This window comes from Phenylobacterium sp., from assembly GCF_030651185.1.
Classification (GTDB): Bacteria; Pseudomonadota; Alphaproteobacteria; order Caulobacterales; family Caulobacteraceae; genus Phenylobacterium.
Genome location: NZ_JAUSCJ010000024.1, coordinates 1 through 26262 on the forward strand (window position 1 = coordinate 1; position 26262 = coordinate 26262).

27 protein-coding genes and 1 pseudogene are annotated in these 26262 nt (G+C 67.7%); 13 read left to right on the forward strand and 15 right to left on the reverse strand.

What is annotated here, in order from left to right; all coding sequences use genetic code 11:
* The 5 genes and pseudogenes from Q7J39_RS12185 to Q7J39_RS12205 all read right to left on the reverse strand — a co-directional run.
* Positions 1 to 174: pseudogene (locus Q7J39_RS12185) on the reverse strand (5-aminolevulinate synthase); the annotation flags it as partial.
* A gap of 157 nt (positions 175 to 331) precedes the next feature.
* Positions 332 to 1228, reverse strand: a complete 897-nt coding sequence (gene mmsB, locus Q7J39_RS12190; RefSeq protein ID WP_304825070.1) for a 3-hydroxyisobutyrate dehydrogenase — start codon at positions 1226 to 1228, stop codon at positions 332 to 334.
* Positions 1229 to 1242: 14 nt separating this feature from the next.
* A complete protein-coding gene (locus tag Q7J39_RS12195) occupies positions 1243 to 1992 on the reverse strand; it encodes a class I SAM-dependent methyltransferase (RefSeq protein ID WP_304825073.1) in 750 nt (249 codons plus the stop codon).
* A gap of 57 nt (positions 1993 to 2049) precedes the next feature.
* Entirely contained in the window at positions 2050 to 3105 is a 1056-nt protein-coding gene (locus tag Q7J39_RS12200; RefSeq protein ID WP_304825076.1) for an enoyl-CoA hydratase/isomerase family protein, read from the reverse strand.
* Positions 3102 to 4241 carry an acyl-CoA dehydrogenase family protein gene (locus tag Q7J39_RS12205; RefSeq protein ID WP_304825079.1) on the reverse strand — a complete coding sequence of 380 codons (1140 nt, stop codon included), beginning with the start codon at positions 4239 to 4241 and terminating at the stop codon, positions 3102 to 3104. Before Q7J39_RS12205 ends, Q7J39_RS12200 begins: the two co-directional genes overlap by 4 nt.
* Before the next feature lie 93 nt (positions 4242 to 4334).
* Between Q7J39_RS12205 and Q7J39_RS12210 the strand changes: the two genes are divergently transcribed.
* From Q7J39_RS12210 to Q7J39_RS12225, 4 genes are read left to right on the forward strand one after another with little or no spacing between them, the layout of a single operon-like run.
* Complete coding sequence (locus Q7J39_RS12210) at positions 4335 to 4814, forward strand: hypothetical protein (RefSeq protein WP_304825083.1); 480 nt, start codon at positions 4335 to 4337, stop codon at positions 4812 to 4814.
* A 10-nt stretch (positions 4815 to 4824) separates the two neighbouring features.
* Positions 4825 to 5841, forward strand: a complete 1017-nt coding sequence (hemB, locus tag Q7J39_RS12215) for a porphobilinogen synthase (RefSeq protein WP_304825090.1) — start codon at positions 4825 to 4827, stop codon at positions 5839 to 5841.
* Positions 5838 to 6227, forward strand: coding sequence for an NUDIX domain-containing protein (locus Q7J39_RS12220; RefSeq protein WP_304825093.1), 390 nt, complete (start codon positions 5838 to 5840; stop codon positions 6225 to 6227). Before hemB ends, Q7J39_RS12220 begins: the two co-directional genes overlap by 4 nt.
* Positions 6228 to 6251: 24 nt before the next feature.
* A complete protein-coding gene (locus Q7J39_RS12225) occupies positions 6252 to 6578 on the forward strand; it encodes a hypothetical protein (RefSeq protein WP_304825098.1) in 327 nt (108 codons plus the stop codon).
* 98 nt (positions 6579 to 6676) lie between these two features.
* On the opposite strand, the gene Q7J39_RS12230 is transcribed toward Q7J39_RS12225, so the two are convergent.
* The 3 genes from Q7J39_RS12230 to Q7J39_RS12240 all read right to left on the reverse strand — a co-directional run bounded on the left by Q7J39_RS12230 (position 6677) and on the right by Q7J39_RS12240 (position 8731).
* Complete coding sequence (locus tag Q7J39_RS12230; protein ID WP_304825105.1) at positions 6677 to 7183, reverse strand: GNAT family N-acetyltransferase; 507 nt, start codon at positions 7181 to 7183, stop codon at positions 6677 to 6679.
* Positions 7184 to 7355: 172 nt separating this feature from the next.
* The gene (locus tag Q7J39_RS12235; protein WP_304825115.1) at positions 7356 to 7874 is read right to left on the reverse strand and encodes a GNAT family N-acetyltransferase; all 519 of its coding nucleotides are present in this window, start codon (positions 7872 to 7874) and stop codon (positions 7356 to 7358) included.
* On the reverse strand, positions 7874 to 8731 hold the full coding sequence (locus Q7J39_RS12240) for an NAD(P)-dependent oxidoreductase (protein WP_304825125.1): 858 nt from the start codon (positions 8729 to 8731) through the stop codon (positions 7874 to 7876). The genes Q7J39_RS12235 and Q7J39_RS12240 overlap by 1 nt, the downstream gene beginning before the upstream one ends.
* An 87-nt stretch (positions 8732 to 8818) precedes the next feature.
* Between Q7J39_RS12240 and Q7J39_RS12245 the strand changes: the two genes are divergently transcribed.
* Complete coding sequence (locus Q7J39_RS12245) at positions 8819 to 9721, forward strand: flagellar motor protein MotB (protein ID WP_304825133.1); 903 nt, start codon at positions 8819 to 8821, stop codon at positions 9719 to 9721.
* An 86-nt stretch (positions 9722 to 9807) separates the two neighbouring features.
* Complete coding sequence (locus Q7J39_RS12250; RefSeq protein WP_304825142.1) at positions 9808 to 10569, forward strand: arginyltransferase; 762 nt, start codon at positions 9808 to 9810, stop codon at positions 10567 to 10569.
* A 76-nt stretch (positions 10570 to 10645) separates the two neighbouring features.
* Here the strand turns inward: Q7J39_RS12250 and Q7J39_RS12255 are convergent, their stop codons facing one another.
* Complete coding sequence (locus Q7J39_RS12255) at positions 10646 to 12940, reverse strand: TonB-dependent receptor domain-containing protein (RefSeq protein WP_370690054.1); 2295 nt, start codon at positions 12938 to 12940, stop codon at positions 10646 to 10648.
* A 270-nt stretch (positions 12941 to 13210) separates the two neighbouring features.
* On the opposite strand from Q7J39_RS12255, the gene Q7J39_RS12260 reads away from it, so the two are divergent.
* The 4 genes from Q7J39_RS12260 (at position 13211) to Q7J39_RS12275 (ending at position 18615) form a co-directional block, all read left to right on the forward strand.
* Complete coding sequence (locus Q7J39_RS12260; protein WP_304825150.1) at positions 13211 to 13882, forward strand: chromosomal replication initiator DnaA; 672 nt, start codon at positions 13211 to 13213, stop codon at positions 13880 to 13882.
* Positions 13883 to 13944: 62 nt separating this feature from the next.
* Positions 13945 to 16152, forward strand: a complete 2208-nt coding sequence (locus tag Q7J39_RS12265) for an RNA degradosome polyphosphate kinase (RefSeq protein ID WP_304825153.1) — start codon at positions 13945 to 13947, stop codon at positions 16150 to 16152.
* Positions 16133 to 17626 carry a Ppx/GppA phosphatase family protein gene (locus Q7J39_RS12270; protein ID WP_304825157.1) on the forward strand — a complete coding sequence of 498 codons (1494 nt, stop codon included), beginning with the start codon at positions 16133 to 16135 and terminating at the stop codon, positions 17624 to 17626. Before Q7J39_RS12265 ends, Q7J39_RS12270 begins: the two co-directional genes overlap by 20 nt.
* Positions 17627 to 17628: 2 nt before the next feature.
* Entirely contained in the window at positions 17629 to 18615 is a 987-nt protein-coding gene (locus tag Q7J39_RS12275; protein WP_304825161.1) for a D-2-hydroxyacid dehydrogenase, read from the forward strand.
* Between the two features lie 209 nt (positions 18616 to 18824).
* Here the strand turns inward: Q7J39_RS12275 and Q7J39_RS12280 are convergent, their stop codons facing one another.
* The gene (locus Q7J39_RS12280) at positions 18825 to 19223 is read right to left on the reverse strand and encodes a YccF domain-containing protein (protein ID WP_304825164.1); all 399 of its coding nucleotides are present in this window, start codon (positions 19221 to 19223) and stop codon (positions 18825 to 18827) included.
* Positions 19223 to 20401, reverse strand: coding sequence for a ribonuclease D (gene rnd / locus Q7J39_RS12285; RefSeq protein WP_304825167.1), 1179 nt, complete (start codon positions 20399 to 20401; stop codon positions 19223 to 19225). The genes Q7J39_RS12280 and rnd overlap by 1 nt, the downstream gene beginning before the upstream one ends.
* 71 nt (positions 20402 to 20472) lie before the next feature.
* Here rnd and purM point away from each other — a divergent pair, with 71 nt between their 5' ends.
* Both purM and Q7J39_RS12295 read left to right on the forward strand, forming a co-directional pair.
* The gene (gene purM / locus Q7J39_RS12290) at positions 20473 to 21498 is read left to right on the forward strand and encodes a phosphoribosylformylglycinamidine cyclo-ligase (RefSeq protein WP_304825170.1); all 1026 of its coding nucleotides are present in this window, start codon (positions 20473 to 20475) and stop codon (positions 21496 to 21498) included.
* Between the two features lie 115 nt (positions 21499 to 21613).
* Positions 21614 to 21808 carry a hypothetical protein gene (locus Q7J39_RS12295; RefSeq protein ID WP_304825173.1) on the forward strand — a complete coding sequence of 65 codons (195 nt, stop codon included), beginning with the start codon at positions 21614 to 21616 and terminating at the stop codon, positions 21806 to 21808.
* Here the strand turns inward: Q7J39_RS12295 and Q7J39_RS12300 are convergent.
* From Q7J39_RS12300 to ndk, 4 genes are all read right to left on the reverse strand, one after another.
* Positions 21805 to 22584, reverse strand: coding sequence for an enoyl-CoA hydratase/isomerase family protein (locus Q7J39_RS12300; protein ID WP_304825177.1), 780 nt, complete (start codon positions 22582 to 22584; stop codon positions 21805 to 21807). The genes Q7J39_RS12295 and Q7J39_RS12300 overlap by 4 nt on opposite strands.
* A complete protein-coding gene (locus Q7J39_RS12305) occupies positions 22581 to 23804 on the reverse strand; it encodes a CoA transferase (protein WP_304825180.1) in 1224 nt (407 codons plus the stop codon). The genes Q7J39_RS12300 and Q7J39_RS12305 overlap by 4 nt, the downstream gene beginning before the upstream one ends.
* Complete coding sequence (locus Q7J39_RS12310) at positions 23804 to 24967, reverse strand: acyl-CoA dehydrogenase family protein (protein WP_304825183.1); 1164 nt, start codon at positions 24965 to 24967, stop codon at positions 23804 to 23806. Before Q7J39_RS12310 ends, Q7J39_RS12305 begins: the two co-directional genes overlap by 1 nt.
* A gap of 88 nt (positions 24968 to 25055) precedes the next feature.
* Positions 25056 to 25475 carry a nucleoside-diphosphate kinase gene (gene ndk, locus Q7J39_RS12315; RefSeq protein WP_304825186.1) on the reverse strand — a complete coding sequence of 140 codons (420 nt, stop codon included), beginning with the start codon at positions 25473 to 25475 and terminating at the stop codon, positions 25056 to 25058.
* A 242-nt stretch (positions 25476 to 25717) separates the two neighbouring features.
* Here ndk and Q7J39_RS12320 point away from each other — a divergent pair.
* Positions 25718 to 26262, forward strand: a 545-nt coding sequence (locus Q7J39_RS12320) for an ATP-binding cassette domain-containing protein (protein WP_304825189.1), incomplete at its 3' end; no start/stop codon positions are given.

The following is a 26262-nucleotide window of genomic DNA, read 5'->3' on the forward strand; positions in this document are numbered from 1 at the left end:
GCCCAGATAGTCGTTGGAGCACCAGACGATCACCTCCGACGAGGCGCCGTCATCCCGCGTCCAGGTCGCACGCGGAAACGCTCCACGGTGACGCTTCAGGTCGGCGAAGACCCGGTAACGTCCCTCGGCATGGATCTGCTCGAGAGCGGTGCTGAACGCGGCCTTGTAATCCATCGACTTGAATTCCGGCCACGCGTTCGACGATCTCGCGCCGCGACCGGTCCCCTTGCTTCGCCGGGCTTATCGCGCCGCCCGGCTCCCTTGTCTACAATCCGTCATGTCACGACGGCGCACATTTCGTGACCCTCGGCGCAGGTTTCGTGAACGACGATCACCTGTTCGGGGGCCACTGGCCCCGGAACAGTTCGAGAATCGCCGAGAAATCCTTGTCCCCGCCGCCGAGGCGGTCGAACAATGCGTACATCCCTTCGGCCTGGGCGCCCAGCGGCGCGGCGGCGCCGGATTTGGCGGCGGCCTCCTGGGCCAGCTTCAGGTCCTTCAGCATCATGGCCGTGGCGAAGCCCCCTTCGTAGTCCCGGTTCGAGGGCGCGGCCGGCACCTGGCCCGGCCAAGGGCTGTAGTTCGACAACGACCAGCACTGGCCTGACGACTTGGTGGCGATCTCGAAGAATCGGTCGGGATCCAGGCCCAGCTTCTCGGCGAGCGCGAAGGCCTCGCACACCCCGATCATCGAGATGCCGAGCACCATGTTGTTGCAGATCTTGGCCGCCTGCCCCGCCCCGTGGTCGCCGGCCCGGATCACCGCGCGGGCCATGGGCTCCAGGGCCTGTTCGACAGCGGTGAAATCGGTCTCGTCACAGCCCACCATGAAGGCCAGCGTCCCGCTCTCGGCCGCCGCCGTGCCCCCGGACACAGGCGCGTCGGCGAAGCGAAACCCCCGCGCCTTGGCGTCGGCGGCCACGGCCCGGGCGCTTTCCACATCGATCGTGGAGCAGTCGATCAACAGGGCGCTCCGGGGCGCCCTGGCCAGCACGTCGTTCGCATAGACCGACCGCACATGGGGGCCGGCCGGCAACATGCTGATCACCACCTCGGCGTCGGAGACGGCCTCGGCGGCTGAGCCGGCCGCGCGGCAACCCGCCGCCACGGCCTTTTCCAGCGCCTGGGCCGACAGGTCGAAGGCCGCGACCGCGTGGCCCGCCTTCGCCTGGCTGGCGGCCATGCCGCCGCCCATGTTTCCCAGACCGATGAACGCGATCCTCGTCATGGGCGCGGCACTCCTTACTTGGGTTTACGGAACTTGTAGATGAACTGGTCGGTATGGCCGCGCAGGGTCGGGTCGAAGACGCCCTTGGTGTGGTCGTCGGTGGTGTTGCGCAGCAGGGTGCTCTCACCCTCGTACTTGAAGCCCGCCGCGGCCAGCTCGGCCTTCACGATGGCCGGGTCGATGCGGTGCAGCTTGTCGGCGGTGTCCAGCGGGGCGCCCGGCAGGGCGGCGTGGTCCAGCACGACGTAGACGCCGCCGGGCTTCAGGGCCGCATAGACAGCCTTGTTCACGGCCGCCACGTCCAGGTTGAAGCGGGCCAGGTGCAGGTCATGATAGTTCTGCGCGGTCCAGATCACGTCGGCCTGGGTCGGCAGGGCCAGGGTCTGGAAGCTGGCCTGCACCACCTTGATGTTGGGATAGCTGGCGGCCACCGCCACGATCGGGTTGGGCTTGGCGTCCGGCGCGGGGTTCGGCGGCGGGGCGTTGATCACCGCATAGACCACACCTTGAGGGCCGACCGCCTTGGCGAATATGCGGGTGAAGTAGCCACCGCCCGGCAGGAAATCCGCCACGGTCTGGCCGGCCTTCACGCCGGCGAACTCCAGCATCTCGGCGGGCTTGCGATCAGCGTCGCGTTTGGTGTCGGCTTCCGGACGGCCCGCGTCGGCGACGGCGGCGACAACCTCCTTGGCCGGCGCGGCCTGGGCCATTCCGCTCGAAAGCGCCAGCGTCGCCACGGCGGCCAGCATCAGATTGCGTGTCATCGGTTTCCTCCCAAGGATTATCTGTCGGGATACCATTCGGCGGCCCGACGCGTCTCGTTACAGTCCAGTTAGAGGCGACCAGGCTTGATCGGAAGGCAGGGGCGCGAAGATGTCATCCAGCATGGCCTCGGTGACTCCTTCCAGGGTCTCGGGGCGCCAATTCGGCGCATTGTCCTTCTCGACGATGACGGCGCGGACACCCTCGATGAAGTCGTGCCGTTGAACGACGCGCGATCCGATCCGGTATTCCATCTCCATGTTGTCGGCGAAGCTCGCGGCCTTGCCGCCCAGGGCCAGTTGCCGGAAGGCCACCTTCAGGGTCTGGGGCGACTTCGAGGCCAGGGCCTTGAGCTGGTCGTCGGACCAGTCGCTGTCGGCGTGCTGCAGGGCCTCGACGATCGCCTCGACGCTGGGAAGACCGAAGATCCGGTCGATCTCGTCCTGGTGCTCGGCCAGCCGCGGGCGCCCGGCGTCCCCCTCGAACTGGGTCAGCAGGGTCTCGACAGCCGCCGGATCGGCCAGCAGCGCCGCCTTGAACGCCGCGATCTGGTCGCTGGGGATGAAGTCGGTAGCGATCCCCACCAGTTCGCAGTCGGCCGCCTTCAGTCGGGCGCCGGTCAGGGCCAGCCACAGGCCGATATGGCCCGGCATGCGCGACAGGAACCAGCCGCCGCCCACATCGGGGAACAGGCCGATCCCGGTCTCGGGCATGGCGAAGGTGGTCCGCTCGGTGGCCACACGATACTGGGAGGGCGCCGCCAGCCCGACGCCGCCACCCATGGTGACGCCATCCATGATGGTCACGACCGGCTTGGCGTAGCCGAACAGCAGGTGGTTGAGGCGGTACTCCTTGAAGAAGAACTCACGGGCCGCCTTGCCGTCGCCTGCCCCGCTCTCGGCCAGCATGCGGATGTCGCCGCCGGCGCAGAAGCCCCGCTCGCCGGAGTGGTCCAGCAGCACCAGATCCACCGCCGGGTCGTCCTTCCAGGCCAGCAGGGCCGTGGTGAGGATTTCGCACATGTTGGTGGTCAGGGCGTGCAGCGCCTGTGGCCGGTTGAGCGTGAGGCGGCCGACGCGCCCCTCGATGCGGACCAGGACTTCATCATCGCTCATTGACGCAACAGCTCCCGGGCGATGATCACCCGCATGATCTCGTTGGTGCCTTCCAGGATCTGGTGGACCCGCAGGTCGCGCACGATCCGTTCCAGCGGATAGTCTTTCAGGTAGCCGTAGCCACCATGCAGTTGCAGGGCCTGGTTGGCGACCTCGAAACCCACGTCAGTGGCGAACCGCTTGGCCATGGCGCAGTACTGGGTGGCCTTGGGATCGCGCGCATCCAGCGCCGCGGCGGCCCGGCGCACCATCAGCCGGGCGGCGTCCAGCTCTGTGGCCATGTCCGCCAGGCGGAACTGCAGGGCCTGGAAATCGGCCAGGGCCTGGCCAAACTGCTTGCGGGTCAGCAGGTAGTCCCGGGCCGTATCCAGGGCGAGTTGCGCTCCGCCAAGCGAGCACGACGCGATATTGATCCGCCCGCCGTCCAGTCCCGCCATGGCGAAGCGGAAGCCCTCCCCCTCCCCGCCCAGCCGGTTGGCCTCGGGCACGCGGACGCCGTCCAGGTTCACCTGGGCCGTGGGTTGGGCGTTCCAGCCCATCTTGCGTTCCTGGGCGCCGAAGGAGACGCCGGGCTGATCCTTTTCCACGACAAAGGCCGAGACCCCCTTGGCGCCGGCCGGGCCCGTGCGCGCCATGACCAGATAGATGTCCGAGGTTCCAGCCCCGGAGATGAAGGCCTTGGAGCCGGTCAGGACGTAGTCGTCACCGTCCTTCTTCGCCGTGGTGGCCAGGGCCGCGGCGTCCGAGCCCGAACCGGGCTCGGTCAGGCAATAGGAGGCGATGAGCTCCATGCTGGTCAGCCTGGGCAGATAGTGGTGGCGCAGGTCCTCGGATCCGAACCGGTCGATCATCCACGAGACCATGTTGTGGATCGACAGGAAGGCCGCCGTGGGCACGTCCCCATAGCTGAGCTGCTCGAAGACGATCGAGGCGTCCAGCCGGGTCAGGGCCGAGCCGCCGACATCCTCCCGCACATAGAGGCCTGCGAAGCCGAGGCTGGCCGCCTTGCGCAGCACATCCACCGGAAAATACTTGTCTTCGTCCCAGCGGGCCGCGTGCGGCGCCAGTTCGGCGGCCGCGAAGACGCGGGCGACGTCCTCGATGGCGCGCTGGTCTTCGTCTAGGGTGAAATCCATGGTCTGGCTGGCCTCGAAGCGGTTGGCTTGAGGAGTTCGCTCCGCTGGCGCAACCTGTCAACGACGCGCACACGGCGCGGGGAGAGTCGCGGCATGACGGATCAGTTGATGGGACGCGGCCCGGAGGCCGCGAGAAACCTCGCCCTGGTGACCTATGGGCTGCTGTTCGCCGCCATCTTCTTCGCCGGCGTCCCGGCCCTGATCGCGGTGATCATCGCCTACTCGCAGCGGGACGAGGCGCCGGCCGCCATCCGCTCGCATCACGACTTCCAGATCAGAATCTTCTGGGTGGCCTTCGCCCTGACCATGGCCGCCGGCGCCTGCGGGCTCGGGGCCCTGATCAGCGGGGTGGGCGAGCTGCTGGAGTTCACCCGGGTCAATGGCTGGGACGGCTTCTCCACCATCAATATCGACCTTTCCCGGATGGTCATCGACGGCCGGATCGTCAGCCTGCTGGTGGCCGCGGTGGTGCTGTCGCTGCTGGCCGGACTGTGGCTGATCGCAGCGCCGGCGATCGGATTTATCCGCCTGGTCTCGGCGCGAGGGATTGGCCTGACCTCCCACCCGGCCTAGAGAACGGGCCATGAAAAACGCCCATCTCGCCGCCTACCCCGCCCTGCGCCTGCGCCGCCTGCGCCAGGCCGACTGGGTCCGCCGTCTGGTTCGCGAGAGCGTGCTGACCCCGGCCGACCTGATCTGGTCGATGGTGGTGCACGAGGGCGAGGGTGACATCCCGGTGGGCTCCATGCCCGGCGTCTCGCGCCTGTCGGTGAAGGGTTGCGCTGCGGCGGCCGTCGAGGCCCGCAAGCTGGGTATCCCGGCCATCGCCGTCTTCCCCCACATCGACGGCGCCAAGAAGGACGCCACGGGCAGCTTGGCCCACGATCCCAACGGCCTGGTGGCGACGGCGGTCAAGGCCATGAAGGACGCCGCCCCCGAGGTCGGCATCATGTGCGACGTGGCGCTCGACCCCTTCACTGATCACGGGCACGACGGCCTGATCGAGAATGGCCGCATTCTCAACGACCCCACCATCGAGACCCTGGTGCGCCAGGGGATCATGCAGGCGGAGGCCGGCGCCGACATCCTGGCGCCCTCCGACATGATGGACGGTCGCTGCGGCGCCTTAAGAGGAGCGCTGGAAAGCGCGGGACTTCAGGATGTTATGATCATGTCCTATGCCGCCAAGTACGCCTCGGCCTTCTACGGCCCCTACCGTGAGGCGATCGGCTCGGGCAAGCTCGGGACCGGATCGGTGGACAACCCCGGGGACAAGAAGACCTACCAGATGGACTTCGCCAATTCCGACGAGGCCCTGCGCGAGGTCGCCCTCGACATCGCCGAGGGCGCCGACATGGTCATGGTCAAGCCGGGGATGCCCTATCTCGATATCGTCCAGCGCGTGGTGGAGACCTTCGCCATGCCGACCTTCGCGTTCCAGGTTTCGGGCGAGTACGCGATGATCAAGGCGGCCACGCAGAACGGCTGGCTGGACGAGGAACGCGCCATCCTGGAGAGCCTCGGCGCCTTCAAGCGCGCGGGCGCGGCCGGGGTCATCACCTATTTCGCCCCCGTGGCCGCCCGCCTGATGGGCGCGTGACCAAGCCGGTGATCAGCATCGTCGCCGGCGTGATCCGGGACGCGCAGGGGCGGCTGCTCACCGTGCGCAAACAGGGAACGACCGCCTTCATGCTGCCGGGCGGCAAGCGCCACCCCGGCGAGGACGACGCCACGGCGCTGGCCCGTGAGTTGGCCGAGGAACTGGGGTGCGTGCTGGTGGACAGCCGCGCGCTCGGCATCTTCACCGCGCCCGCCGCCAACGAGCCCGACACCCAGGTTGAGGGCGCCATCTATCACGCCACGATAAACGGCCAGGTCTCGGCCCAGGCCGAAATCGCCGAACTGCTGTGGATCGACCCGGCCCTCCCGCCCGCCGTGCGCCTCGCGCCGCTCCTGGAAACCCAGGTCCTGCCTCGACTGTTCTAGAAAGCCCCTGTCACGGAGACGACCATGCCTCAGCCCCTCGTCCGCGCCGCGCTTGCCGGCAGCTTCCTGGCCCTCACCATGACCGCCTCGGCCTCCGCCAGTTCCGACGACGCCTGGGCCGATTTCCAGAAGGAGGTCGCCACCCGCTGCAAGGCGGCCGCGACCAAGGACTCCGGCGTGAAGACCTGGACGGTGTCGGTCTCGGCGTTCGGCAGCCCGAATTTCGGGATGGCGGTCCTCACCGGCAAGGCCCAGGGCGGCGTGCCGGTAAAGTACGCCTGCGCCATGAACAAGCAGACCAAGGTGGTGGAAGTCGCCGGCGGCGAGCCCTCCGGCTGGGTGGCCCGCTAGAGCCGGATGGCTTCTCTCGAAGCCTGAATCCGGCTCTATAACTTTGAAATTATATCACAACTCAACGCTCAGACGATTCCGTCTGAGCGCATCGTGATCTAGAGGTCGGAGACGAAGTAGCGGCTCTCGCCGCCGTGGTCCGGCAGTGTGACCATGCCGTCAGACTTCAGGCCGATCTTTTCCAGCACCCGGATTGAACCGTCGTTGTCCGGCTTGGTGATCGCGACGATACGCGCCAGGCCGAGCGCACTGCGGCCGTAGTCGAGCACCGCCGCGCCGGCCTCCGACGCGAACCCCCGGCCAGAGAACCGCGCCAGGAAGGCGTAGCCGATGTCCGGATGATCCAGCGCGTCCCGCTTGATCAGGCCGCAGATGCCGACCGGTTCGGCGGTGTCCTTGAGCCCCACCCACCAAAGGCCAAAGCCGTGCTGGACATAGCTGGCGGCCGGCCCATCGGCGACGTAGCGCCGGGCGCCCTCCAGGTCGCGCACCTGCCGGTCGCCGATGTTTTCCAGGAACCCCGGCTCGTTCAGCAGCTCCAGGATGAAGGCGTCGTCGTCGGGGGTCAGCTGCCGCAGGAACAGCCGCTCAGTCTCAAGCACCATCACCGACACCGCCCATCCTCCCTGCGCTGGCGTACCGTCCCGGCGCCGCCCGAACGCGGCGCGGCGACGAATCCTGAAGAGGTGATCAGCATGACCGACGAGGCCCGCCGATCCCAGCCCTCAGGCCGACGGCGCACGCCGACCCGTCGGGACGTGGCGCCACCGCGCCGTGTCAGACTGGCCGGCTCAAGAAAAGGGCGAACTCGCCCTCCGAGGGCGTGCCGTCATAGAGGGTCAGGTCCAGGCCACTCAGGGTGAACCCCAGGGCCTGATAGGCCGCGACGCCCAGCGGGTTCTGATTGCTGGTCTCCAGCCAGACGTGGCGGGCGTCCACAAGGTGGGCCTCCTCCAGCACCGCCGCCATCAGACGTCGCCCCAGACCCTGACCACGCCGGCCCGCATCGACATAGAAGTGCCAGAGCACCAGCCGCCGGTTCCAAGCCTGGAAGCCCACGGCGGCGAATCCGACGATCTGCGCGTCATCCACGGCCACCCAGCCGGTGGTCCAGGGACGGTCCGGCGCGGACAGATCGTCGATGGCGAAGCGCTTGGTCACGGTCTGCGGGGTCGCGCGCAGGATGATGCCCTGCGGCCCGGCGCTTGCGACCAGGACATTGGTGGTCCGCACGGCGGTGTCGATCGCGGCGATGCCCGCCGCATCCTGCGGCAGCGCCGCCCGGCGGATCTCCATCACGGCGTCTCGAGCCGCGCCACCAGGCTCGAAGTGTCCCAGCGTTGGCCTCCCATCTCCTGAACCTCACCATAGAAGCCGTCGATCAGGGCGGTGGCGTCGAGCCTGGCCCCGTTCCTTGCCGCCTCATCCAACACCAGGCCGAGGTCCTTGCGCATCCAGTCGACGGCGAAGCCGAAGTCGAATTTCCCCTCGGCCATGGTCTTCCAGCGATTGTCCATCTGCCAGGACTGGGCCGCGCCCTTGGAGATGGCCTCATAGACCTCCAGCGGGTCGAGCCCCGCGCGTTTGGCGAAGTGCATGCCCTCGGCCAGGCCCTGCACCAAGCCCGCGATAGCGATCTGGTTGACCATCTTGGTCAGCTGCCCGGCCCCTGGGCCGCCCATCAGGCGCACCGCCTTGGCGAAGGCCATGATCACCGGTTCGGCCCGGCCATAGGCCGCCGCGTCCCCACCGCACATGACGGTAAGCTGGCCGTTCTCGGCGCCCGCCTGGCCGCCCGAGACCGGCGCGTCGATGAAGAAGCGCCCGCCCTCGGCCGCAAGGTCGGCCATCTCCCGGGCCACCCTGGCCGAGGTGGTGGTGTGGTCGACGATGATCGCGCCCGCCGCCAGGGCCGGCAGGGCCTGGGACACGACGCCGCGGACGTCATCGTCGTCGCCGACGCACAGGAAGGCGATTTCGGCCCCCTGGCACGCCTCGGCGACGCTCGCCCCCGTCCGTCCGGCATGGGCCTGGCCCCAGCGCTGGGCCTTCTCCGGGCTGCGGTTGAAGACGGCCACGTCGTGGCCGGCCTTGGCCAGATGCCCGGCCATCGGGAACCCCATCACGCCCAAGCCTACGAATACGACCTTCATGCCCACGCCCTTCTCAACAAACTCAACGCCATCTTAACGAGCCTCACCGCACCCTGCCGTGAAATCATCGTTAACTGGATTTGAATCATGGCTGTCGGCGAAGCCCCTATCCTGATCAAGAAAATCAAGAAGGGCGGCGGCCATGGACACCATGGCGGCGCCTGGAAGGTGGCCTACGCCGACTTCGTGACCGCGATGATGGCCTTCTTCCTGCTGATGTGGCTGATCAACACCACCAGCCCGGAACAGAAGCGCGGCATCGCCGACTATTTCGCCCCAGCCAGCGTGTCGGAGACCACCTCCGGCTCCGGCGGCATCCTGGCGGGCACGGCCCTGGGGGAGGACGGCGCCAAGGGCGCGGGCTCGATGGCGATCATCGAGGAAATGTCCCCGGAATCGAAGAACCCCAGCGACGGCAAGGCCAGCGACTCGGCCAAGGCGATCGATTCCCAGGCCTCCAGCGAGGCCATGAAGGAAGCGCTGGAGAAGCGGGAGGAAGCCGCCTTCCAGTCTGCCGCCCAGTCCCTGCGCCAGTCGCTGCAGGACATGCCGGAACTCGCCGAGCTCTCGAAGAACATCATCATCGACCAGACGCCCGAGGGATTGCGCATCCAGTTGGTGGATCAGGAGGGCCGCTCGCTCTTCAATGAAGGCCAGGTCCAGCCCAACGACCGCGCCAAGCTGCTGCTGCGGGCCGTGGGCAAGATCGTCAACCAGCTCCCCAACCGGGTCAGCATCTCCGGCCACACCTCAGCCAGCATGAACGGGCGCAAGGCCGACAGCGACTGGGCGCTGTCCTCGGCTCGGGCCGACGCCTCGCGCCGGCTGCTGCAATCCACCGGGGTGGATCCGGACCGTGTCTATCAGGTGGCGGGCAAGGCCAATTCCGAACCGCTGTACCCGGACGATCCCACCCTGCCCGGCAACCGGCGCATCGCCATCGTGCTGCTGCGGGAAGCCCCGGTGCTGCCGCCGGATAATGGGTTCTAGGCTGTGACTCTCGGAACACTTGCGCAACCCACCGGCATGACGCCTAATCGGGACCGACGCAGTGGTTCGAGAGCGATCGCAAGTCCGTGACGCAACATTTTCCGACCCGACAACTCAGGTTTTTCCTGACGGCGCCGAGCCCCTGTCCCTATCTGCCGGAACGTCATGAGCGGAAGGTCTTCGCCCACCTGCCCCTGTCAGACGGCGCCACAGTCAACGACTCCCTGACCCAGGTCGGCTTCCGCCGCTCCCAGAACATCGCCTACCGCCCCGCCTGCGAGACCTGCTCGGCCTGCGTCTCGGCTCGGATTCCCGCCGCCGACTACATCTTCTCGCGCTCGGAGCGCAAGACGATGGCGCGCAACGACGACATCGAGCGCCACCTGGTGGAGGCCGAAGCCACGATGGAGCAGTTCGATCTGCTTCGGCGCTACCTCCTGACCCGCCACGCCGATGGCGGCATGGCCGAGATGACCTGGCCCGACTACGTCGCCATGGTCGAGGATACCGCGGTCCGCACCCACATCATCGAGTACCGGCTGCGTTCAAGGGACGGCGGCCCCGGCGATCTGATCGCCTGCGCCCTGGTCGACCTGATGAGCGACGGCCTGTCCCTGGTCTACAGCTTCTACGATCCGACCCAAGGGCGCCGCAGCCTGGGTTCCTTCGTGATCCTGGACCATCTGGTCCAGGCCAGCCTCACCGACATGCCCTACGTCTATCTGGGCTATTGGGTCCGGGGCTCGGAGAAGATGGACTACAAGGTCCGCTTCTCTCCCATCGAACTGCTCCGCCCCGAAGGCTGGTCCCTGATGTCGGCCCGTGATCGGGGCGCCGAGAAGGTCTGACCCCGCGCCGGCAGCGCTCTGTGGCGGCTCATCCCGGACCATGGGCGGTCATGGCCCGGGACAACCTCGCCGTAGGCTAGAACTCCGCCGAGATCGTGAACTGGATGGTGCGGCGCGGTCCTGGCCGGAAGCTCGCCGGGGTGTTGGTCGTGGCGTTGACCGTGCCCAGGTAGTCCTCGTCCAGGATGTTGTCGATATTCACCCGGGCCTTGATCTGCTCGAACGGCCCCGCGCCGAACCCGTCGCCCAGGTCCACATAGGCGTTGTAGATCGTGTAGCCGTCCGTCTGCTCTGTGTTCACGAAGTTGGTGAAGCGCGAGCTGATGTGGCGCGCCGAGACATTGATCACCGCGCCCTCGACGGGCTCAAGGGTCACGCCCCCGGTCCACAGCCATTCGGGGAAGTCAGGCACCCGCTTCCCGGCGATGGCGAAGCCCGGGAAGCTGTCCTGGAACTCGGCGATATTGTAGCTCAGGTTGGAGTTGAAATAGACCTTCCCGCCCAGGAACTCCGGCTTCCACTGGCCGCTGAATTCCGCCCCGTGGGCGTTCACGGCGCCGACATTCTGGGAGAAGGTCTCGGTCGTCGTGGAGCCCGGCACGATCGAGGCGAAGGCCTGCAGCCGGTTCTCGAAGGTGGTCTTGTAGGCCACGACTGAGGCGTTGAAGGTCGGCCGGTTGGCGCGATAGCCGATTTCCCAGTTGGTGGAGGTTTCCGCCTCAGGTCCGGGCGCCAGGGGGCTGGCGGCCGAGAAGATGTCGTCGGCGCCCCGCGGCAGGGCCATGTTCTCGGAGTAGGACGCGAAGATCTGGTCGCGGCCGTTGACGTCGAACACCGCGCCAACCTGCGGCAGGAAGCTGTCCTCCCAGGTCTTGGAGATCGAGGGTTGGCGGCGTGCGATGAAGTCGCCGGGATTGCGGTAGCCGGCGATGTTGTAGTCGACGCTCAGGCTCTTGAAGCCCAGGTCGATCTTCAGCCGGTCATCGAACAGGCTGACGGTGTCCTTCAGGAAGAACTCCACCGTGTCGCGGGTGGAGACGTAGTTGCGCTGCAGGTGGACCGGCTGGCTCAGCAGCGGCGCACCGTCGGGGCTGCCGCCCACCTGGTTGTAGCGCTGCTGGGTGCGGTGATACTCGTCGTTCTCCACCCAGACGCCCGCCGAGATGTCGTGGTTGGCGAAGCTCCAGGTCAGCTTTCCGGTCGCGCCCTGGCGCGTGCCGTCCACCGTCGACAGGCCGTACTGCAGGCCCAGCGGCGCGAACAGGCCCGGCACAATCAGGCGCTCGTTATTGTAGTTGGTGAGCGAGGTGGCATAGGCCTCCGGCGAAACGCCGTAGCCCTCCTTGGACTCATAGTAGGCGCCGACCGTCAGCTTCACCGCCTCGCCGATCGGGGTGTCGTAGGTCAGGCCATAGAGATGGTCCTGCCGGCTGTTCACGGCCTGCTTGTAGTACTGGTTGTAGCCGGTGTTGGAGTAGGTGATCCCGGCGGCCGTCACCGGCAGCACCGGCACATAGCCGAGATAGGCGAAACCGCGGCCCGATCGGCCGAAGACGTCGCCGGCGGTTCCGGCATACTGCGCCTTGGTGATCGACGGCGAGTCGTAGTCGAAATAGTCATTGTGGACCGTCTGGAAGGTGATCGCCCCTTCCCCGATCTCGTAGCGCAGTTTGGCCTCGTAGTGGGTGCGATCGATGTCGCCCGGGCCGCGCCAGAGATCGCCGTGGATCCAGGAGCCGCTGACATAGCCCGACAGGCCCGCGTGCTCGCCGAGGTCGATGCGGGCGAAGGTGCGGCGCAGGTTGTCGCTGCCCAGGCTCTGGCTCAGCACGCCGCCGAATTCCTCGTCCGGAACCTGGGTGAGGTAGCTGACGATCGGGCCGAGCGAGGCGTAACTCGGCAGGCTGACATCGCCGGAGCCGGCCGATGCGGTCACCCGCAGGAGGTTCTCGTTGTCCACATAGCGATAGATGGGGCTGCCGCCGAACTGGTCGCTGCGGCCCATGGGGATGTTGTCCAGCAGGAAGCCGATCTGCTGGAAATTGAAGGCCCGCACCGAGACCGAGTTGCCGAATTCGTACATGCCCAAGGCGTCGTTGGCCTGGACGTTGAAGCCCGGCAGGGACTCCAGCATCTTCAGGCCGGTCACCCCGGCGGGCGCGGACAAGAGGGCCTCCCGGGTGATGGCGACGGTGGCCGTGGCCTGGTCGGTGCCGATGGCCACCGAGGCCTCCGACACCCGGCTGCCGGTCACCACCAGTTCCTCCACCGTGCCCGACGCCTGGGCCAGCGCCCAGGTCGGCGCGCTCAGCACCGCGGCCATGGCCGCGCCGGACAACAGCGCCACGCGGCGCAGATTCAGAATGTTCATCGAGCTATCCCCAGCTCACCGTTCTTGGTGTGGGATTAGGCTCGCCTACTGTCCCGGCCGGAAACAGCGGCAAGTGGTCAAGCTGGTCTCTTCACTGAGGAATAGCTGGATCGCCGCACAGACAGGCGCCCGATTGCCCCGCCACGCGGCGCCCGGCCGTCAACAGGCCGGCGCCTTTGGTCCCCAGGCGCGACGCGCGCCTTCATCGACCTCAGGGGGCGAGGTTGGTAAACCCTGCCCCGTGACGTCCGCCGCCCCACGAGCCGCATAGTGCGACAGCTGCGCCTGAGCCTCAGGCGGCCCGTATCCTATGCGCGCCGCGACCTCTGCCTGGGCCCCTCGAACGCCCAGGCCATCGCGACCCTGGACGCCTGGCCCGCCTGGCATGGCGGTTGCCTGGTGCTGGTGGGCGCCGAGGGGATCGGCAAGACCCACCTGGCCCAAGGCTGGGCCGCCCTGGCCGGCGCCCTGGTCCTGGATCGGGGCGCAACCGATGTCTCGGCCGCCAACGGCCGCCCGGTGCTGGTGGAGGACGTCGACCAGGGGATGGACGCCGAGACCCTGTTCCACCTGATCAACATGGCCGGCCATGACGGGGGCAGCCTGCTGCTCACGGCCCGGCTGGCGCCGGCCGCTTGGCCCGCTGAGCTTCCCGACCTGCGGTCCCGCCTCAACGCCCTGCCCGTCGCCCTGATCGAGGAGCCGGACGACGAGGTGCTGGAAGGTGTGTTGAGAAAATTCTTCCGGGAACGGAGCATTCGCCCGCCCAAGGATGTTTTCCCCTATCTGCTGCGGCGGATGGAAAGGTCGATCCCGGCGGCCCGCGAAATCGTCAGGAAGCTGGACGAGGCGGCCGACGAGGAACAGCGGCCCATTTCCCGCGCCCTGGCGCGACAGATTCTTGAAGATGATACGGACAATCTTGATCTTTTCGACGGATGACTTGAAGCCTCAAGTCGGTTGGATCAGAACAGGTCCGATCGCCAACCTCGGAAAGCCTGCCCATGCCCTATGCCGCGCCCCTGCGATCCGACGGTGTCGAAATCGGGCGCGGCCCCCTGAGCGTTGACGCCGAGCTGCTGGCCTCGCCGGCCCGGTTCTTCAACCGGGAACTGTCCTGGCTGGCCTTCAACAGGCGGGTGCTGGGCGAGAGCCAGAACGCCCGCCACCCGCTGCTGGAACGCCTGCGTTTCCTGTCGATCTCGGCCAACAACCTCGACGAATTCTACATGGTCCGCGTGGCCGGCCTGAAGGCCCAGGTCCGCGAAGGCGTCCGGGTGGTCAGCCAGGATGGCCTGACTCCGGCCGAACAGCTGGAACGGGTCAATACCGAGGCCGCCGACCTGATGGGCGGCCAGCAGACCCGCTGGCGGGAGCTTTGCGAGGAACTGACCGGCGAGGGCCTGCACGTGGTCGGGCCCCAGGATGTCACGGCCGCCGAGAAGGCGGCTCTAGAGGACACCTTCGTCAGCCGCCTGTTCCCGGTTCTCACCCCGCTGGCCATCGACCCGGCCCACCCCTTCCCCTTCATTCCGAACCTGGCCTTCTCCCTGGCGCTGAAGCTGCGCCGCCAGTCCGACGGCCGCCTGCTTTACGCCCTGGTCCCCATCCCGGCCCAGGTCGCCCGGTTCTGGACCCTGCCCGCCACCCCGTCGCGCCGCCGCAAACCCGAGCGCCGCTTCATTTCGCTGGAGAACATGGTCTCCCTCTTCCTCGACCACCTGTTCCCCGACTGCGAGATCGAGGCCCAGGGCGTCTTCCGCCTGATCCGCGACAGCGACATCGAGATCGAGGAAGAGGCCGAGGACCTGATGCGGGAGTTCGAGGCCCGCCTCAAACAGCGCCGCCTGGGCTCGGTCGTGCGGGTCGAGATCGAACAGGCCATGCCCGAGGAGCTTCGGGTCTTCATCGTCAACAACCTCCACGCTCAGCAGGACGACATCCTGATGATCGACGGCCTGCTGGGCCTAGACGAACTTTCCCAGCTGATTCCGCCAGACCGTTCGGACCTGAAGTTCAAAGCCTTCGAGCCTCGCTTCCCCGAGCGCATCCGCGACCATGCCGGCGACTGCTTCGCCGCGATCCGCGAGAAGGACATTCTGGTTCACCACCCCTTCGAGAGCTTCGACGTGGTGGTGCAGTTCCTGCGTCAGGCGGCCCGCGACCCCAATGTGCTGGCCATCAAGCAGACCCTCTACCGGACATCCTCCGACAGCCCCATCGTCGCGGCCCTGATCGAGGCCGCAGAGAACGGCAAGAACGTCACCGCCCTGGTGGAAATCAAGGCCCGCTTTGACGAGGAGGCGAACCTGAAATGGGCGCGCGACCTGGAACGCGCCGGGGTCCACGTCGTCTTCGGCTTCGTGGAGTACAAGACCCACGCCAAGCTCTCGATGGTGGTCCGCAAGGAGGGCGACAACCTTCGCACCTACTGCCACTTCGGCACCGGCAACTACCACCCGGTCACCGCCCGCATCTATACCGACCTGTCGCTGTTCACCACCGACCCGGCCCTGGGCCGCGATAGCGCGCGGCTGTTCAACTACATCACCGGCTACGCCACGCCGGACCGACTGGAGAAGCTGTCCTTCTCGCCGATCACCATGAAGCATGACCTGCTGACCCTGATCGGTCGTGAGGTCGCCAACGCGCGCGCCGGCAAGCCCGCGGCCATCTGGGCCAAGCTCAACTCGGTGGTCGATCCCGTTCTGATCGACTGCCTGTATGAAGCCAGCCAGGCCGGGGTTTCCATCGACCTGGTGGTGCGCGGCATCTGCTGCCTGCGCCCCGGCGTGGCGGGCCTTTCGGAGAACATCCGGGTCAAGTCCATCGTCGGCCGCTTCCTGGAGCACTCCCGCATCGTGGCCTTCGCCAATGGCGCCCCCATGCCCTCGGCGGAGACCCGGGTCTTCATCTCCTCGGCCGACTGGATGCCGCGTAACCTGGACCGACGGGTGGAGTGCCTGACCCCGGTGGAGAACCCCACAGTGCACCAGCAGGTGCTGCAGCAGATCATGGTCGCCAACCTGAAAGACGAAGCGCAAAGCTGGACGCTGGACGGCGAGGGCCGCTATACCCGCGATCCGTCGTGGGACCACCCGGGCGCCTTCTCTGCGCACGAGTACTTCATGACCAATCCCAGCCTGTCAGGCCGGGGGCAGAAGGTGAAGGACATGCCGCGCGCGATCGATCATGTGGCCACGCACGGATAGCTCACCCGGTCGCCAGGCCGCCGTCATCGACCTGGGTTCGAACTCCGTAAGGCTCGTCATCTACCGGCTGGAAGGCCGGGCGATCTGGACCGTGTTCAACGAAAAGGCCCTGGCGGGTCTTGGCCGCGACCTGCCCGCCACCGGACGGCTGTCGCCCGAAGGCATCGAGACCGCCATAGCGGCCATGCGCCGCTTCCGCGCCGTGCTGGATGGGCTGAACGCCTCGGAAATCATGGTGGTCGCCACCGCCGCGGCCCGTGACGCCGTCGACGGCGGGGCGTTCCTGGCCCGCGTGCAGGCTGAGACCGGTCTGCGGGTCCGTATCCTCACCGGCGAGGAAGAGGCGCGGTATGCCGCCCTCGGCGTGATCGCCGGACAGCCCGACGCCCAGGGCGTGGTGGGCGATCTCGGCGGCTCCAGCCTGGAGCTGATCCGGCTCAAGGACGGTCAGTCCGGTGACGGCGTCACCCTGGCGCTCGGCCCCTTCTCGCTGGGCGCGCCGCGCCCGCTGGAGGTGGACAAGACCCGCAAGCGAATTGACACCGCGCTGGCGCCGATGGGCGAACGCTTCGCCACCCGCCAGTTTCAGGCCGTCGGCGGCGCGTGGCGGAACCTCGCCCTGCTGCACATGGTGATGGCCGACTACCCTCTGCGGGTGGCCCACCAGTACGAGATGACCCGCGCCGACGCTCAGGACGTCGCCCGCTTTGTGGCCAAGCAGTCGCGCGGCTCCCTGGAACGCATCCAGGGCCTGTCCAAGAAGCGGTTCGACACCCTGCCCTATTCCGCCCTGGTGCTGGACGCCCTGATCGAGCGGCTGAGCGTCGAAAAGGTGGTGATCTCCGCCTACGGCCTGCGCGAGGGCCTGCTGTTGGAGGCCATGTCGCCCGACGAGCGCGCCCGGGATCCCCTGATTGAGGGCTGCGAGGCGCTCACCGCGGTGCGGGGCCTCTCCCAGGACCTGGGCCTCGCCCTGGAAACCTGGCTGACCCGGGCCTTCGCCAAGCTGCCGCCGGTGTTTGGGGAGCGCGACCGGGTGCTGACCGCGGCGGCCTGCCGCCTGGCCGACCTCGGCGCACGCCTGCACCCCGACCATCGGGCCGACCTGGCCTTCGATCAGGTGCTGCGCGCACCGATCGCCGGCATGACCCATGCCGAGCGCGCCTTCCTGGCCTGCGTCGCCTTCGCCCGCCATTCAAGCGCGCCGACGACGCCGGAGCCGGACACCATCGCCAAGGTGCTGACCGTGGAACGCCGCCAGCGGGCCCGCGCCCTGGGCGCCGCCGTGCGCCTGGGCTGCGATCTCTCGGGCCGCAACGCCACCCTGCTGCCCCATGCCAGTCTGGTGATCGATGGCGGCCAGCTGACCTTGAGCGCCGAGCCCGCCTGGCGCGACATGCTGCTGGGAGAGCAGACCGCAAAACGCGCCGCCACCCTGGCTCAGGCGCTGAAACTCAAACTCGAATTGGCCTGATCATGCAGCTTCTGCTCTCCGCCGCCGCCTATGAGCGGGTGAAGGCCCGCATCGCGCCCTTCGCGGGCGATCTGGACATCATCACCCTGGCGGGCCCGGAGCGCTTCCAGCGCGGGGGGCAGGAGATCAGCGCCGAGGAGGTCGATCCCGAGATCGTCTGGACCACCCTGGACGCCTATGGCGGCGGCCTGCTGCCGGCCCTGATGGGCCGGATTCTCAAGGGCTCCAAGACCCAGTGGATGCAAACCTTCAACGCCGGCATCGACGCGCCGATCTTCAAGTCGGTGATGGCCAAGGGGGTGCGGCTCTCCAAGAGCAACGCCCAAGCCGTGGCCATCGCCGAATATGTCCTGGCCCACGCCCTCGCCCTCATCGCGCCGATCGCCGTCCAACGCGACTTGCAGGCGAAGAGGGAATGGAAGTCGACGCCGTATCGGGAGGTCAGCCAGACCCGCTGGACCCTGGTGGGAGCCGGCGCCATCGGCACGGAGATCGCGCGGCGGGCCAAGGCCTTCGGCGTGCACCTGACGGTGGTCCGCCACAGCGACAAGCCGGCGGAGATGGCCGACGCCACCATCACCCTGGCGGGCCTGACCCAGGCGCTGCCGCAGAGCGATGTCGTCGTCCTGGCCTGCGCCCTGAACGACGACACCCGTGACATGGCCAACGACGCCTTCTTCGCCGCCATGAAGCCGGGCGCCATCCTGATCAATATCGGTCGCGGCGGCCTGGTGGACGAGGACGCGCTCCAGCGCGGCCTGGACGCCGACAGGCCGGGCCATGCGGTTCTGGACGTCTTCAAGGCCGAGCCCCTGCCCGCCGACAGCTGGATGTGGGACCACCCCAAGGTGCGGATCAGCGCCCACACCTCCAACTCGGGCCAGGGCACCGCGGCCCGCGGCGACCAGCTGTTCGTCGACAACCTGAAGCGCTTCCTGGCCGGCGAGCCGCTGATCAACGAGGCCTCGCCCAGCGAAGTCGGGCTGTAGTCGCGGCTGCCCAGCCTGTGGATGGGTTGTGGATGGCCTGGGGATAAGCTGTGCGTCCGCTGGGGACATACTCTCGTGTCATCCCGGTTCTCGCGCGGCGGAAGACCGGGACCGATAGGCGCCGATTCATCCGGCGAGCCCCGCGCGCATGGGTCCCGGACAAGCGCTACGCGCTTTCCGGGATGACACCGTTGGAGGTCGGCGGCGCGTTAAACCTCGACGACCTGTTTGCCGACCGGCGCGAGCGAGATCAGGGCCAGTTTCACGTGCTGCAGGGCGAACGGGATGCCGATGATGGTCACGGCCAGACCAAGGGCCATGACCAGATGGCTCAGGGCCAGATACCAACCGCCCAGAACGAACCACACCACATTCATCACAAAGCCCAACGGCCCGGTGCCCAGATCCTCGCGGCCGGTGTGCAGATCACGCGACACCACCTGCCGCCCGAAGGGCCAGGCGCTGAACCCGGCGATGCGGAAGGCGGCGAAGGCCCAGGGCAGACCGACGATGGTGATGGCCAGCAACACCCCCGACAGCAGCCACAGCAGCCCTGAGACGAACCCGCCCAGCACGAACCAGAGGAGGTTGAGGAGCAGGCGCAGCATTATTCGGCCGCGCTGGCCTTGGGCGCGCGCCGCACCTCGACCACCCGCACCCGCGTGCCGTCCAGCACCAGGGCCAGTTCGCCGCGCTTCAGCTTCAGGGCGTCCTCGCCGAACGCCTCGCGACGCCAGCCCACCAGGGCTGGGGTCTTGGCGTTGTCGTCATTGGCGATCTGTTCGAGGTCCGAGACCGTAGCGATCAGCTTTGACGCCACGCCGGAGTCTTCGGCGCGGGCCTTCAGCAGCACCTTGAGCAGTTCCACCACGGCGCCGGCGGCGGGCGAGGCGGAGATCTTGCTGCGCTCGATGACCGGGGCGTAGGCGTCGGGGTCCTTGAGCGCTTCCTTGATGGCGTCCAGCAGATCTGGCCCGAACCGCGAGCCCGAGAAGCCCTTGGGCACCGAACGCATCCGATCGATGGAGGCCGCATCGGTCGGCGCCTGGGTCGCCAGCTCGTCGATGGCCTCGTCCTTCAGGATGCGGCCGCGCGGCTGGTCGCGCTGCTGCGCTGTGCGCTCGCGCCAGGCGGCGACGGCCTTGTAGACCGCCAAGTATTTCGAGGTGTGGCGGCGCGGCTTGAGCCGCTTCCAGGCGTTCTCAGGCTCCACGTCGTAGACGGCGGGATCGCAGAGATTCTGCATCTCGTCGTGCACCCAGGCCAGCCGGCCTTCTTTTTCCAGCCGCGCCTTGAGCATGGGATAGAGCGCCGCCAGGTGCGTCACGTCGGCCAAGGCATAGGTCAGCTGGGCCTCGGAAAGCGGCCGCCGCGCCCAGTCAGTGAAGCGGCTGGACTTGTCCAACTCGATCTTCAGCATCTGGCGCACCAGGGCGTCATAGGCGATCTGCTCGCCATAACCCGCCGCCATGCCCGCCACCTGGGTGTCGAACAGAGGCTTGGGCATCGCTTTGAGATTGTTGAAGATTTCAACATCCTGGCGGGCGGCGTGGAACACCTTCTCGATGCTCTCGTCCCGGAGGATTTCCAGGAACGGCTCCAGGTCCAGGCCCTCGGCCAGGGGGTCAATAACGCACTCGGCGTTGGGGGCGGCGGCCTGGATCAGACAGAGCTTGGGCCAGTAGGTGGTCTCGCGCATGAACTCGGTGTCCACGGCGACGAAAGGCTGGCCTTTGATTTTGTCACAGTACGCCGCCAGTTCGGCGGTGGTTGTAATCGGCGTCATCAATTAGCTATAGCCCCGCGCACGCCCGAGTCTGCAACCCCGGCGGCGAATTTCTTGAGGCCTATTTCTCCATGACCGACCGCCCGAACGGCCTCACCTATGCTCAAGCCGGTGTCGACATCGACGCGGGCAATGCCCTGATCGAGGCCATCAAGCCCCTGGCCAAGGCCACGCGCCGCCCCGGTGCGGACGCCGCGCTGGGCGGGTTCGGCGCCTTGTTCGATCTGAAGGCGGCCGGCTACGCCGATCCCCTGCTGGTCTCCACTACCGATGGCGTCGGCACCAAGCTGAAGGTGGCCATCGACACCGGCATGCACGACACAGTCGGCATCGACCTGGTGGCCATGTGCGTCAACGACCTGCTGGCCCAGGGCGCCGAGCCCCTGCTGTTCCTGGACTACTTCGCCACCGGCAAGCTGAACGTCGAGGAAGCCACCCGCGTGGTGGGCGGCATCGCCGAGGGCTGCCGCCAGGCCGGCGCGGCCCTGGTGGGCGGCGAGACCGCAGAAATGCCAGGCATGTACGGCGAAGGCGACTATGACCTGGCCGGATTCTCGGTGGGCGCCGTCGAGCGCGGCGCGGTGCTGCCGCGCCTGGACGACCAGCAGGCCGGCGACCTGATCATTGGCCTGGCCTCCAGCGGCCCGCATTCCAACGGCTATTCCCTGGTGCGCCGTATCGTCGAGCGCTCAGGCCTGGCCTGGGACGCCCCGGCCCCCTTCGAGCAGGGCAAGACCCTGGCGCAGGCGCTGATGGCCCCCACCCGCATCTACATCAAGAGCGTCCTGCCGCAGATCAAGGCCGGCCATATCAAGGGCTGCGCCCACATCACCGGCGGCGGCCTGATCGAGAACCCGCCCCGCGCCATCGCGCCCGGCCTGGAAGCGAAGTTCGACTGGAACGCCTGGGCCCTGCCCCCGGTGTTCGCCTGGATGCAGGAGGTGGGCGGCGTCTCCGACCATGAACTGCGCCGCACGTTCAACTGCGGCGTCGGCCTGATCCTGATCGTGGCGCCCGATGACGCGCCCGCGGTGCTGGAGGGCCTGCTGGCGGCCGGCGAGGACGCCTTCGTTTGCGGGGAACTGGCCGCAGCCTGAGGCCAACATCTGGCCACACAATCGCCAAGTTAACGTCAAGTTACGGTAAAGATAGGAATTTTTTCGGAACCGCCTTCAATCCCACGGCTTACCCTCACCTGAGATTGAGGACGAAATGACCCGCGAACAACATATCGACCAGGAGGCGCGCGACCTCTGGCAGGCCATGAAGGGCGGTTCGCCACCCTGCGGACTGAGCGGGTCGGCGCTGATTGACGCCCTGGTCAGCGGGTCGGACATTCCCGGCTACGAACGGCTCCACTCGCCCTTCCTGAGGGACAGCCAGATCCACCGCCCCGGGGCGCGCTAGACGCCCCGGAAGGTCGGCGGCCGCTTCTGGTTGAAGGCCGCCACACCCTCTCGCCGATCTTCAGTCGTGAACAGATGGTTGTAGGCGTCGAGCTCAAGGGCCATCGCCTCGTCCAGTGGCAGCACCGCCCCACCCCGCACCACCCGCTTCAGGGCCCGCACCGACAGCGGGGCCTTCGAGGCGATCAGGGCGGCGCGCTCCAGCACCTTCGGCAGCAGCTCTTCTGGCGCGCAGACCCGGTTGACGATCCCGACGGCCAGAGCCTCGGCCGCATCGATGGGCGCGCCAGACATCAGCAGTTCGGAGGCGCGCCGCTCGCCGACGGCCCGGGTCAGCAGCTGAGTGCCGCCAAGACCCGGAATGATCCCCAGCCCCGCCTCCGGCAGGCCGATCCTTGCCGTCTCCGACGCCCAGGCGAAGTCGCAGGCCAAGGCCATCTCCGCCCCGCCCCCCATGGCTGCGCCGTTCACCGCCGCGATCACCGGGAAGGGACAGGCCAGCTGGGCGCGGATCATGTCCTCAAACATCCGATGCTGCTCGCCCCAGGCCGCATCGGACATGCCGTCACGTTCCTTCAGGTCGGCGCCGGCGCAGAAGAACCGTCCCGCCCCGGTCAGGATCACGGCGCGCACATTCTCGTCGTCGGCGATGCGCATCCATAGGGCCAGCAGCTCGCGGCCCATGGCGGTGTTCAGCGAATTGGCCGCCTCGGGCCGCGACAGGGTGACCACCAACAGGCCCGGCCCGGTTTCCTCGACAGCGATGGTCTGGTTCATTTGCCCTCCGGTCCGGCGACGATCTTCGCATCATGCAGCCGGGCGATCTCGCCGTCCGACATCTTCAGAACCTCGGCCAGCACCTCGTCGGTATGCTGGCCCAGTTTCGGCGCCGGCCGCACGTCGCCACGCGGGTCCTGCGGGATGGTGGCCATGGCGCCGGGCGCCGGATAGCTCAGCCCGCTGGGGTGCGCCACATCCTGGAATACCGGATTGGCCTTGAAGAGGCGCGGATCCTCCAGCGCCGCCTCGAGGGTCTGATAGGCCCCCCAGGTCACCCCGCCGGCGTCGAAGGCGGGCGTAAGCTCGGCCGCCGTCCGGGCGGCGAAGGCGCGCTCGAACAGCGGATAGAGCCGGGCGCGATGGGTGAACCTCAAGCCCTCGTCGGTGGCGAAGGAGACCCCGAGTTCGGCCTCCACGGCGGCGGCCTCGGCCACGATCCCCAGGGTCTCCAGGGCCTTGCTCCACTGCTTGGGGGTGATGGCCAGCAGCATCAGCTTCTGACCGTCCTTGGTGGTGAAGTCGCGGCCGAAGGCGCCGTAGATGTCGTTGCCCATGCGCGGCCGCTGGTGGCCGGCCAGCAGGGTCTCGGCGGTGAAGCCCAGATTGGCCATGGTGGCGGCCCCGATGTCCGACAGCGGCGCGCGGATCTCGCGGCCACCCTGCCCGCGCATCCGGGCCAGCAGGGCCGAGACCAGGGAAAAGGCGCAATAGGCCCCGGTCAGCAGGTCCCAGGCCGCCAGTACGTGGTTCACCGGCCGCTCGTCCCCCACCGGCCCGGTCATCAGCGGCAGGCCCAGGGCCGAGTTGATCGTGTAGTCCATGCCCTGCGACCCGTCGGCCCAGCCCATGACCCTCACGCAGATCAGGTCGGGCCGGATCGCGCTGAGCTTCTCGTAGGAGAGAAAGCCGTCCACCGGGAAGTTGGTGACGAACAGCCCCCCGTCCTCGCCGGGCGCGGCGGCCAGGCGCTGGGCCAGCTCGCGGCCCTCGGGACGGGCCAGGTCCAGGGCGACGGACATCTTTCCCTTGTTCAGCCCCTCCCAGTAGAGGCTGTCGCCGCCGGGCGAGAGCGGCCAGCGCCGGAAGTCCGGCCCGCCGCCGATATTGTCGAACCGGATCACCTGGGCGCCCATCTGGGCCAGGTACAGCCCGCAGGTCGGCCCCGCCACGAAGGCCGAGCCCTCCACCACCCTCAGGCCCTTGAGCAGATCGTACATCAGAATGACTTCGGCATGCCGAGCACGTGGGTGCCCACGTGGCTCAGGATCAGGTTCGTGGAGATCGGCGCCACCTGATACAGCCGCGTCTCGCGGAACTTGCGCTCGATGTCGTACTCCTCGGCGAAGCCGAAGCCACCGTGGGTCTGCAGGCAGGTGTCGGCGGCGAACCATGAGGCTTCGGAGGCGACCATCTTGGCCATGTTGGCCTCGGTCCCGCAGGGCTCGCCCGAGTCGAACATCGTTGCGGCCTTGTCCACCATCAGCGAGGCCGCGGTCATCTGGACATAGGCCCGGGCGATGGGGAACTGCACCCCCTGGTTCTGGCCGATGGGCCGGCCGAACACTTCCCGCTCGGTGGCGTAGGCGCTGGCCCGGTCGATGAAGAACTTGGCGTCGCCGATGCACTCCGCAGCGATCAGGATCCGCTCGGCGTTCATGCCGTCCAGGATGTAGCCGAAGCCCTTGCCTTCCTCGCCGATCAGATTGGCCACCGGCACCTCCAGATTGTCGAAGAACAGCTCCGTGGTGGCGTGGTTCAGCATGGTGCGGACCGGATTGATGGTCAGGCCGCGCCCCACCGCCTGCCGCATGTCCACCAGCAGCACGCTCATCCCGGCGGTCGGCTTGGCGGCGTCCTCGCGGGCCGTGGTCCGGCACAGCAGGATCATCAGGTCGGAGTGCTCGGCGCGGCTGATCCACAGCTTCTGACCGTTGACGACGTACTTGTCCCCTTCGCGCCGGGCGAAGGTGGAGATTCGGGTGGTGTCGGTGCCGGCCGTGGGCTCGGTGACGCCGAAGGCCTGCAGCCGCAGGTCACCGCTGGCGATCTTCGGGAGATAGGCCTGCTTCTGGGCCTCGCTGCCGTGCCGCAGCAGGGCGCCCATGGTGTACATCTGGGCGTGACAGGCGCCGCCGTTGCAGCCCGAGCGGTGGATCTCCTCCAGCACCGCCGTGGCCGCCGCCAGGCCCAGGCCCGACCCGCCATAGGCCTCGGGGATCAGCACCGACAGGAACCCGGCCTCCGTCAGCGCCGTGACGAACTCGGTGGGATAGATGCGGTCGCGGTCCAGGGTGCGCCAATAGGCGCCGGGGAACTGCGCGCAGAGCCGGCGCACCGCCTCGCGGATTTCTGGGAAGGTTTCACCCGCTGCTGCGCCCACGAAAAAGCCCTCCCTGCGACCAGCCTCAGCTAGCGCATGGAGGGCTCCTTGGAAACGGTGACGCGAGGTCCGCTAGCGGACCGTTCGCTTAGCCAACGATGTCTTCGTCCTTGAAGAACTGGGCGATCTCGATCGCGGCGTTCTCGACGCTGTCGGAACCGTGCACCGAGTTCTCGCCGACGTTCAGGGCGAACAGCTTGCGGATGGTGCCCTCGGCGGCCTGCTCGGGGTTGGTGGCGCCCATGACTTCGCGATAGCGGGCCATGGCGTTGTCGCCTTCCAGGACCTGCACGACCACGGGGGCCGAGATCATGGTCTCGACGAGTTCACCGTAGAAGGGACGCTCGGCGTGGACTTCGTAGAACTTCTTGGCTTGGTCTTGCGTCATCTTGATCCGGCGCTGGGCGACGATGCGCAGGCCCGCGTCTTCGATCACCGCGTTGATCTTGCCAGTCAGGTTGCGCTTGGTGGCGTCCGGCTTGATGATCGAGAAGGTGCGTTCAGTCATGGTCTTTGGCTTGTTCTTTGTATCTGTGGCGCGGCCGTCCGCGCTCAAGGGTGCGGGCTTATAGCCGCCCGACGTGACAGCGCCAAGGCAGGTTACGCGCGACTGCGGCGGCGAGCTCTGTTATGGAGCCCGCGTCATCGAGAGACGGTTGATCAGATCCTAGTCAACGCCGCGAGCGACGACATCCGCGGCGGCCGTACGGCGCCGCTTTTCTCTCAACCTGCTTTGTAAGTTCGCCTCCCATGCTTCAGATCCACGAACTCGTCTTCGACTCCTGGGGCCGTCGTTTCTTCGACGAGGCCACCATCAGCCTGCCCGTGGGCTCAAAGGTGGGGCTGGTGGGCCGCAACGGGGTGGGCAAGTCCACCCTGTTCAAGCTGATCCTGGGGCAATTGCATCAGGGCTCCGGCGAGATCGGCTATCCCAAAGCCGCCCGCATCGCCTCGGTGGACCAGGAACACCCGGCCACCCCGGTGTCGCTGATGGACACCGTGCTGGCTGCCGACGTCGAGCGCGAGACCCTGATGGCCTCCCTGGACACCGCCGAGCCCGAGCACCTTGGGGAGATCTACGCCCGGCTCAGCGACATCGGCGCCGACCGCGCCCCCAGCCGGGCGGCGGAAATCCTCTCGGGCCTGGGCTTCTCCCACGCCGACCTGGCCCGCCCGATGGCCGAGTTCTCCGGCGGCTGGCGGATGCGCGTGGCCCTGGCCGCGGCCCTGTTCGCCGAGCCCGACCTGCTGTTGCTGGACGAACCGACCAACTATCTCGACCTGGAAGGCGCGCT

Excerpts from the sequence above, each read along its gene's own strand:
- mmsB (WP_304825070.1), bottom strand. The coding sequence starts at position 1,228 with ATGACGAGGATCGCGTTCATCGGTCTGGGAAACATGGGCGGCGGCATG.
- Q7J39_RS12195 (WP_304825073.1), bottom strand. The coding sequence starts at position 1,992 with ATGACACGCAATCTGATGCTGGCCGCCGTGGCGACGCTGGCGCTTTCG.
- Q7J39_RS12200 (WP_304825076.1), bottom strand. The coding sequence starts at position 3,105 with ATGAGCGATGATGAAGTCCTGGTCCGCATCGAGGGGCGCGTCGGCCGC.
- Q7J39_RS12205 (WP_304825079.1), bottom strand. The coding sequence starts at position 4,241 with ATGGATTTCACCCTAGACGAAGACCAGCGCGCCATCGAGGACGTCGCC.
- Q7J39_RS12210 (WP_304825083.1), top strand. The coding sequence starts at position 4,335 with ATGACGGATCAGTTGATGGGACGCGGCCCGGAGGCCGCGAGAAACCTC.
- hemB (WP_304825090.1), top strand. The coding sequence starts at position 4,825 with ATGAAAAACGCCCATCTCGCCGCCTACCCCGCCCTGCGCCTGCGCCGC.
- Q7J39_RS12225 (WP_304825098.1), top strand. The coding sequence starts at position 6,252 with ATGCCTCAGCCCCTCGTCCGCGCCGCGCTTGCCGGCAGCTTCCTGGCC.
- Q7J39_RS12230 (WP_304825105.1), bottom strand. The coding sequence starts at position 7,183 with ATGGTGCTTGAGACTGAGCGGCTGTTCCTGCGGCAGCTGACCCCCGAC.
- Q7J39_RS12235 (WP_304825115.1), bottom strand. The coding sequence starts at position 7,874 with ATGGAGATCCGCCGGGCGGCGCTGCCGCAGGATGCGGCGGGCATCGCC.
- Q7J39_RS12240 (WP_304825125.1), bottom strand. The coding sequence starts at position 8,731 with ATGAAGGTCGTATTCGTAGGCTTGGGCGTGATGGGGTTCCCGATGGCC.
- Q7J39_RS12245 (WP_304825133.1), top strand. The coding sequence starts at position 8,819 with ATGGCTGTCGGCGAAGCCCCTATCCTGATCAAGAAAATCAAGAAGGGC.
- Q7J39_RS12255 (WP_370690054.1), bottom strand. The coding sequence starts at position 12,940 with ATGAACATTCTGAATCTGCGCCGCGTGGCGCTGTTGTCCGGCGCGGCC.
- Q7J39_RS12265 (WP_304825153.1), top strand. The coding sequence starts at position 13,945 with ATGCCCTATGCCGCGCCCCTGCGATCCGACGGTGTCGAAATCGGGCGC.
- Q7J39_RS12270 (WP_304825157.1), top strand. The coding sequence starts at position 16,133 with ATGTGGCCACGCACGGATAGCTCACCCGGTCGCCAGGCCGCCGTCATC.
- Q7J39_RS12275 (WP_304825161.1), top strand. The coding sequence starts at position 17,629 with ATGCAGCTTCTGCTCTCCGCCGCCGCCTATGAGCGGGTGAAGGCCCGC.
- Q7J39_RS12280 (WP_304825164.1), bottom strand. The coding sequence starts at position 19,223 with ATGCTGCGCCTGCTCCTCAACCTCCTCTGGTTCGTGCTGGGCGGGTTC.
- rnd (WP_304825167.1), bottom strand. The coding sequence starts at position 20,401 with ATGACGCCGATTACAACCACCGCCGAACTGGCGGCGTACTGTGACAAA.
- purM (WP_304825170.1), top strand. The coding sequence starts at position 20,473 with ATGACCGACCGCCCGAACGGCCTCACCTATGCTCAAGCCGGTGTCGAC.
- Q7J39_RS12295 (WP_304825173.1), top strand. The coding sequence starts at position 21,614 with ATGACCCGCGAACAACATATCGACCAGGAGGCGCGCGACCTCTGGCAG.
- Q7J39_RS12300 (WP_304825177.1), bottom strand. The coding sequence starts at position 22,584 with ATGAACCAGACCATCGCTGTCGAGGAAACCGGGCCGGGCCTGTTGGTG.
- Q7J39_RS12305 (WP_304825180.1), bottom strand. The coding sequence starts at position 23,804 with ATGTACGATCTGCTCAAGGGCCTGAGGGTGGTGGAGGGCTCGGCCTTC.
- ndk (WP_304825186.1), bottom strand. The coding sequence starts at position 25,475 with ATGACTGAACGCACCTTCTCGATCATCAAGCCGGACGCCACCAAGCGC.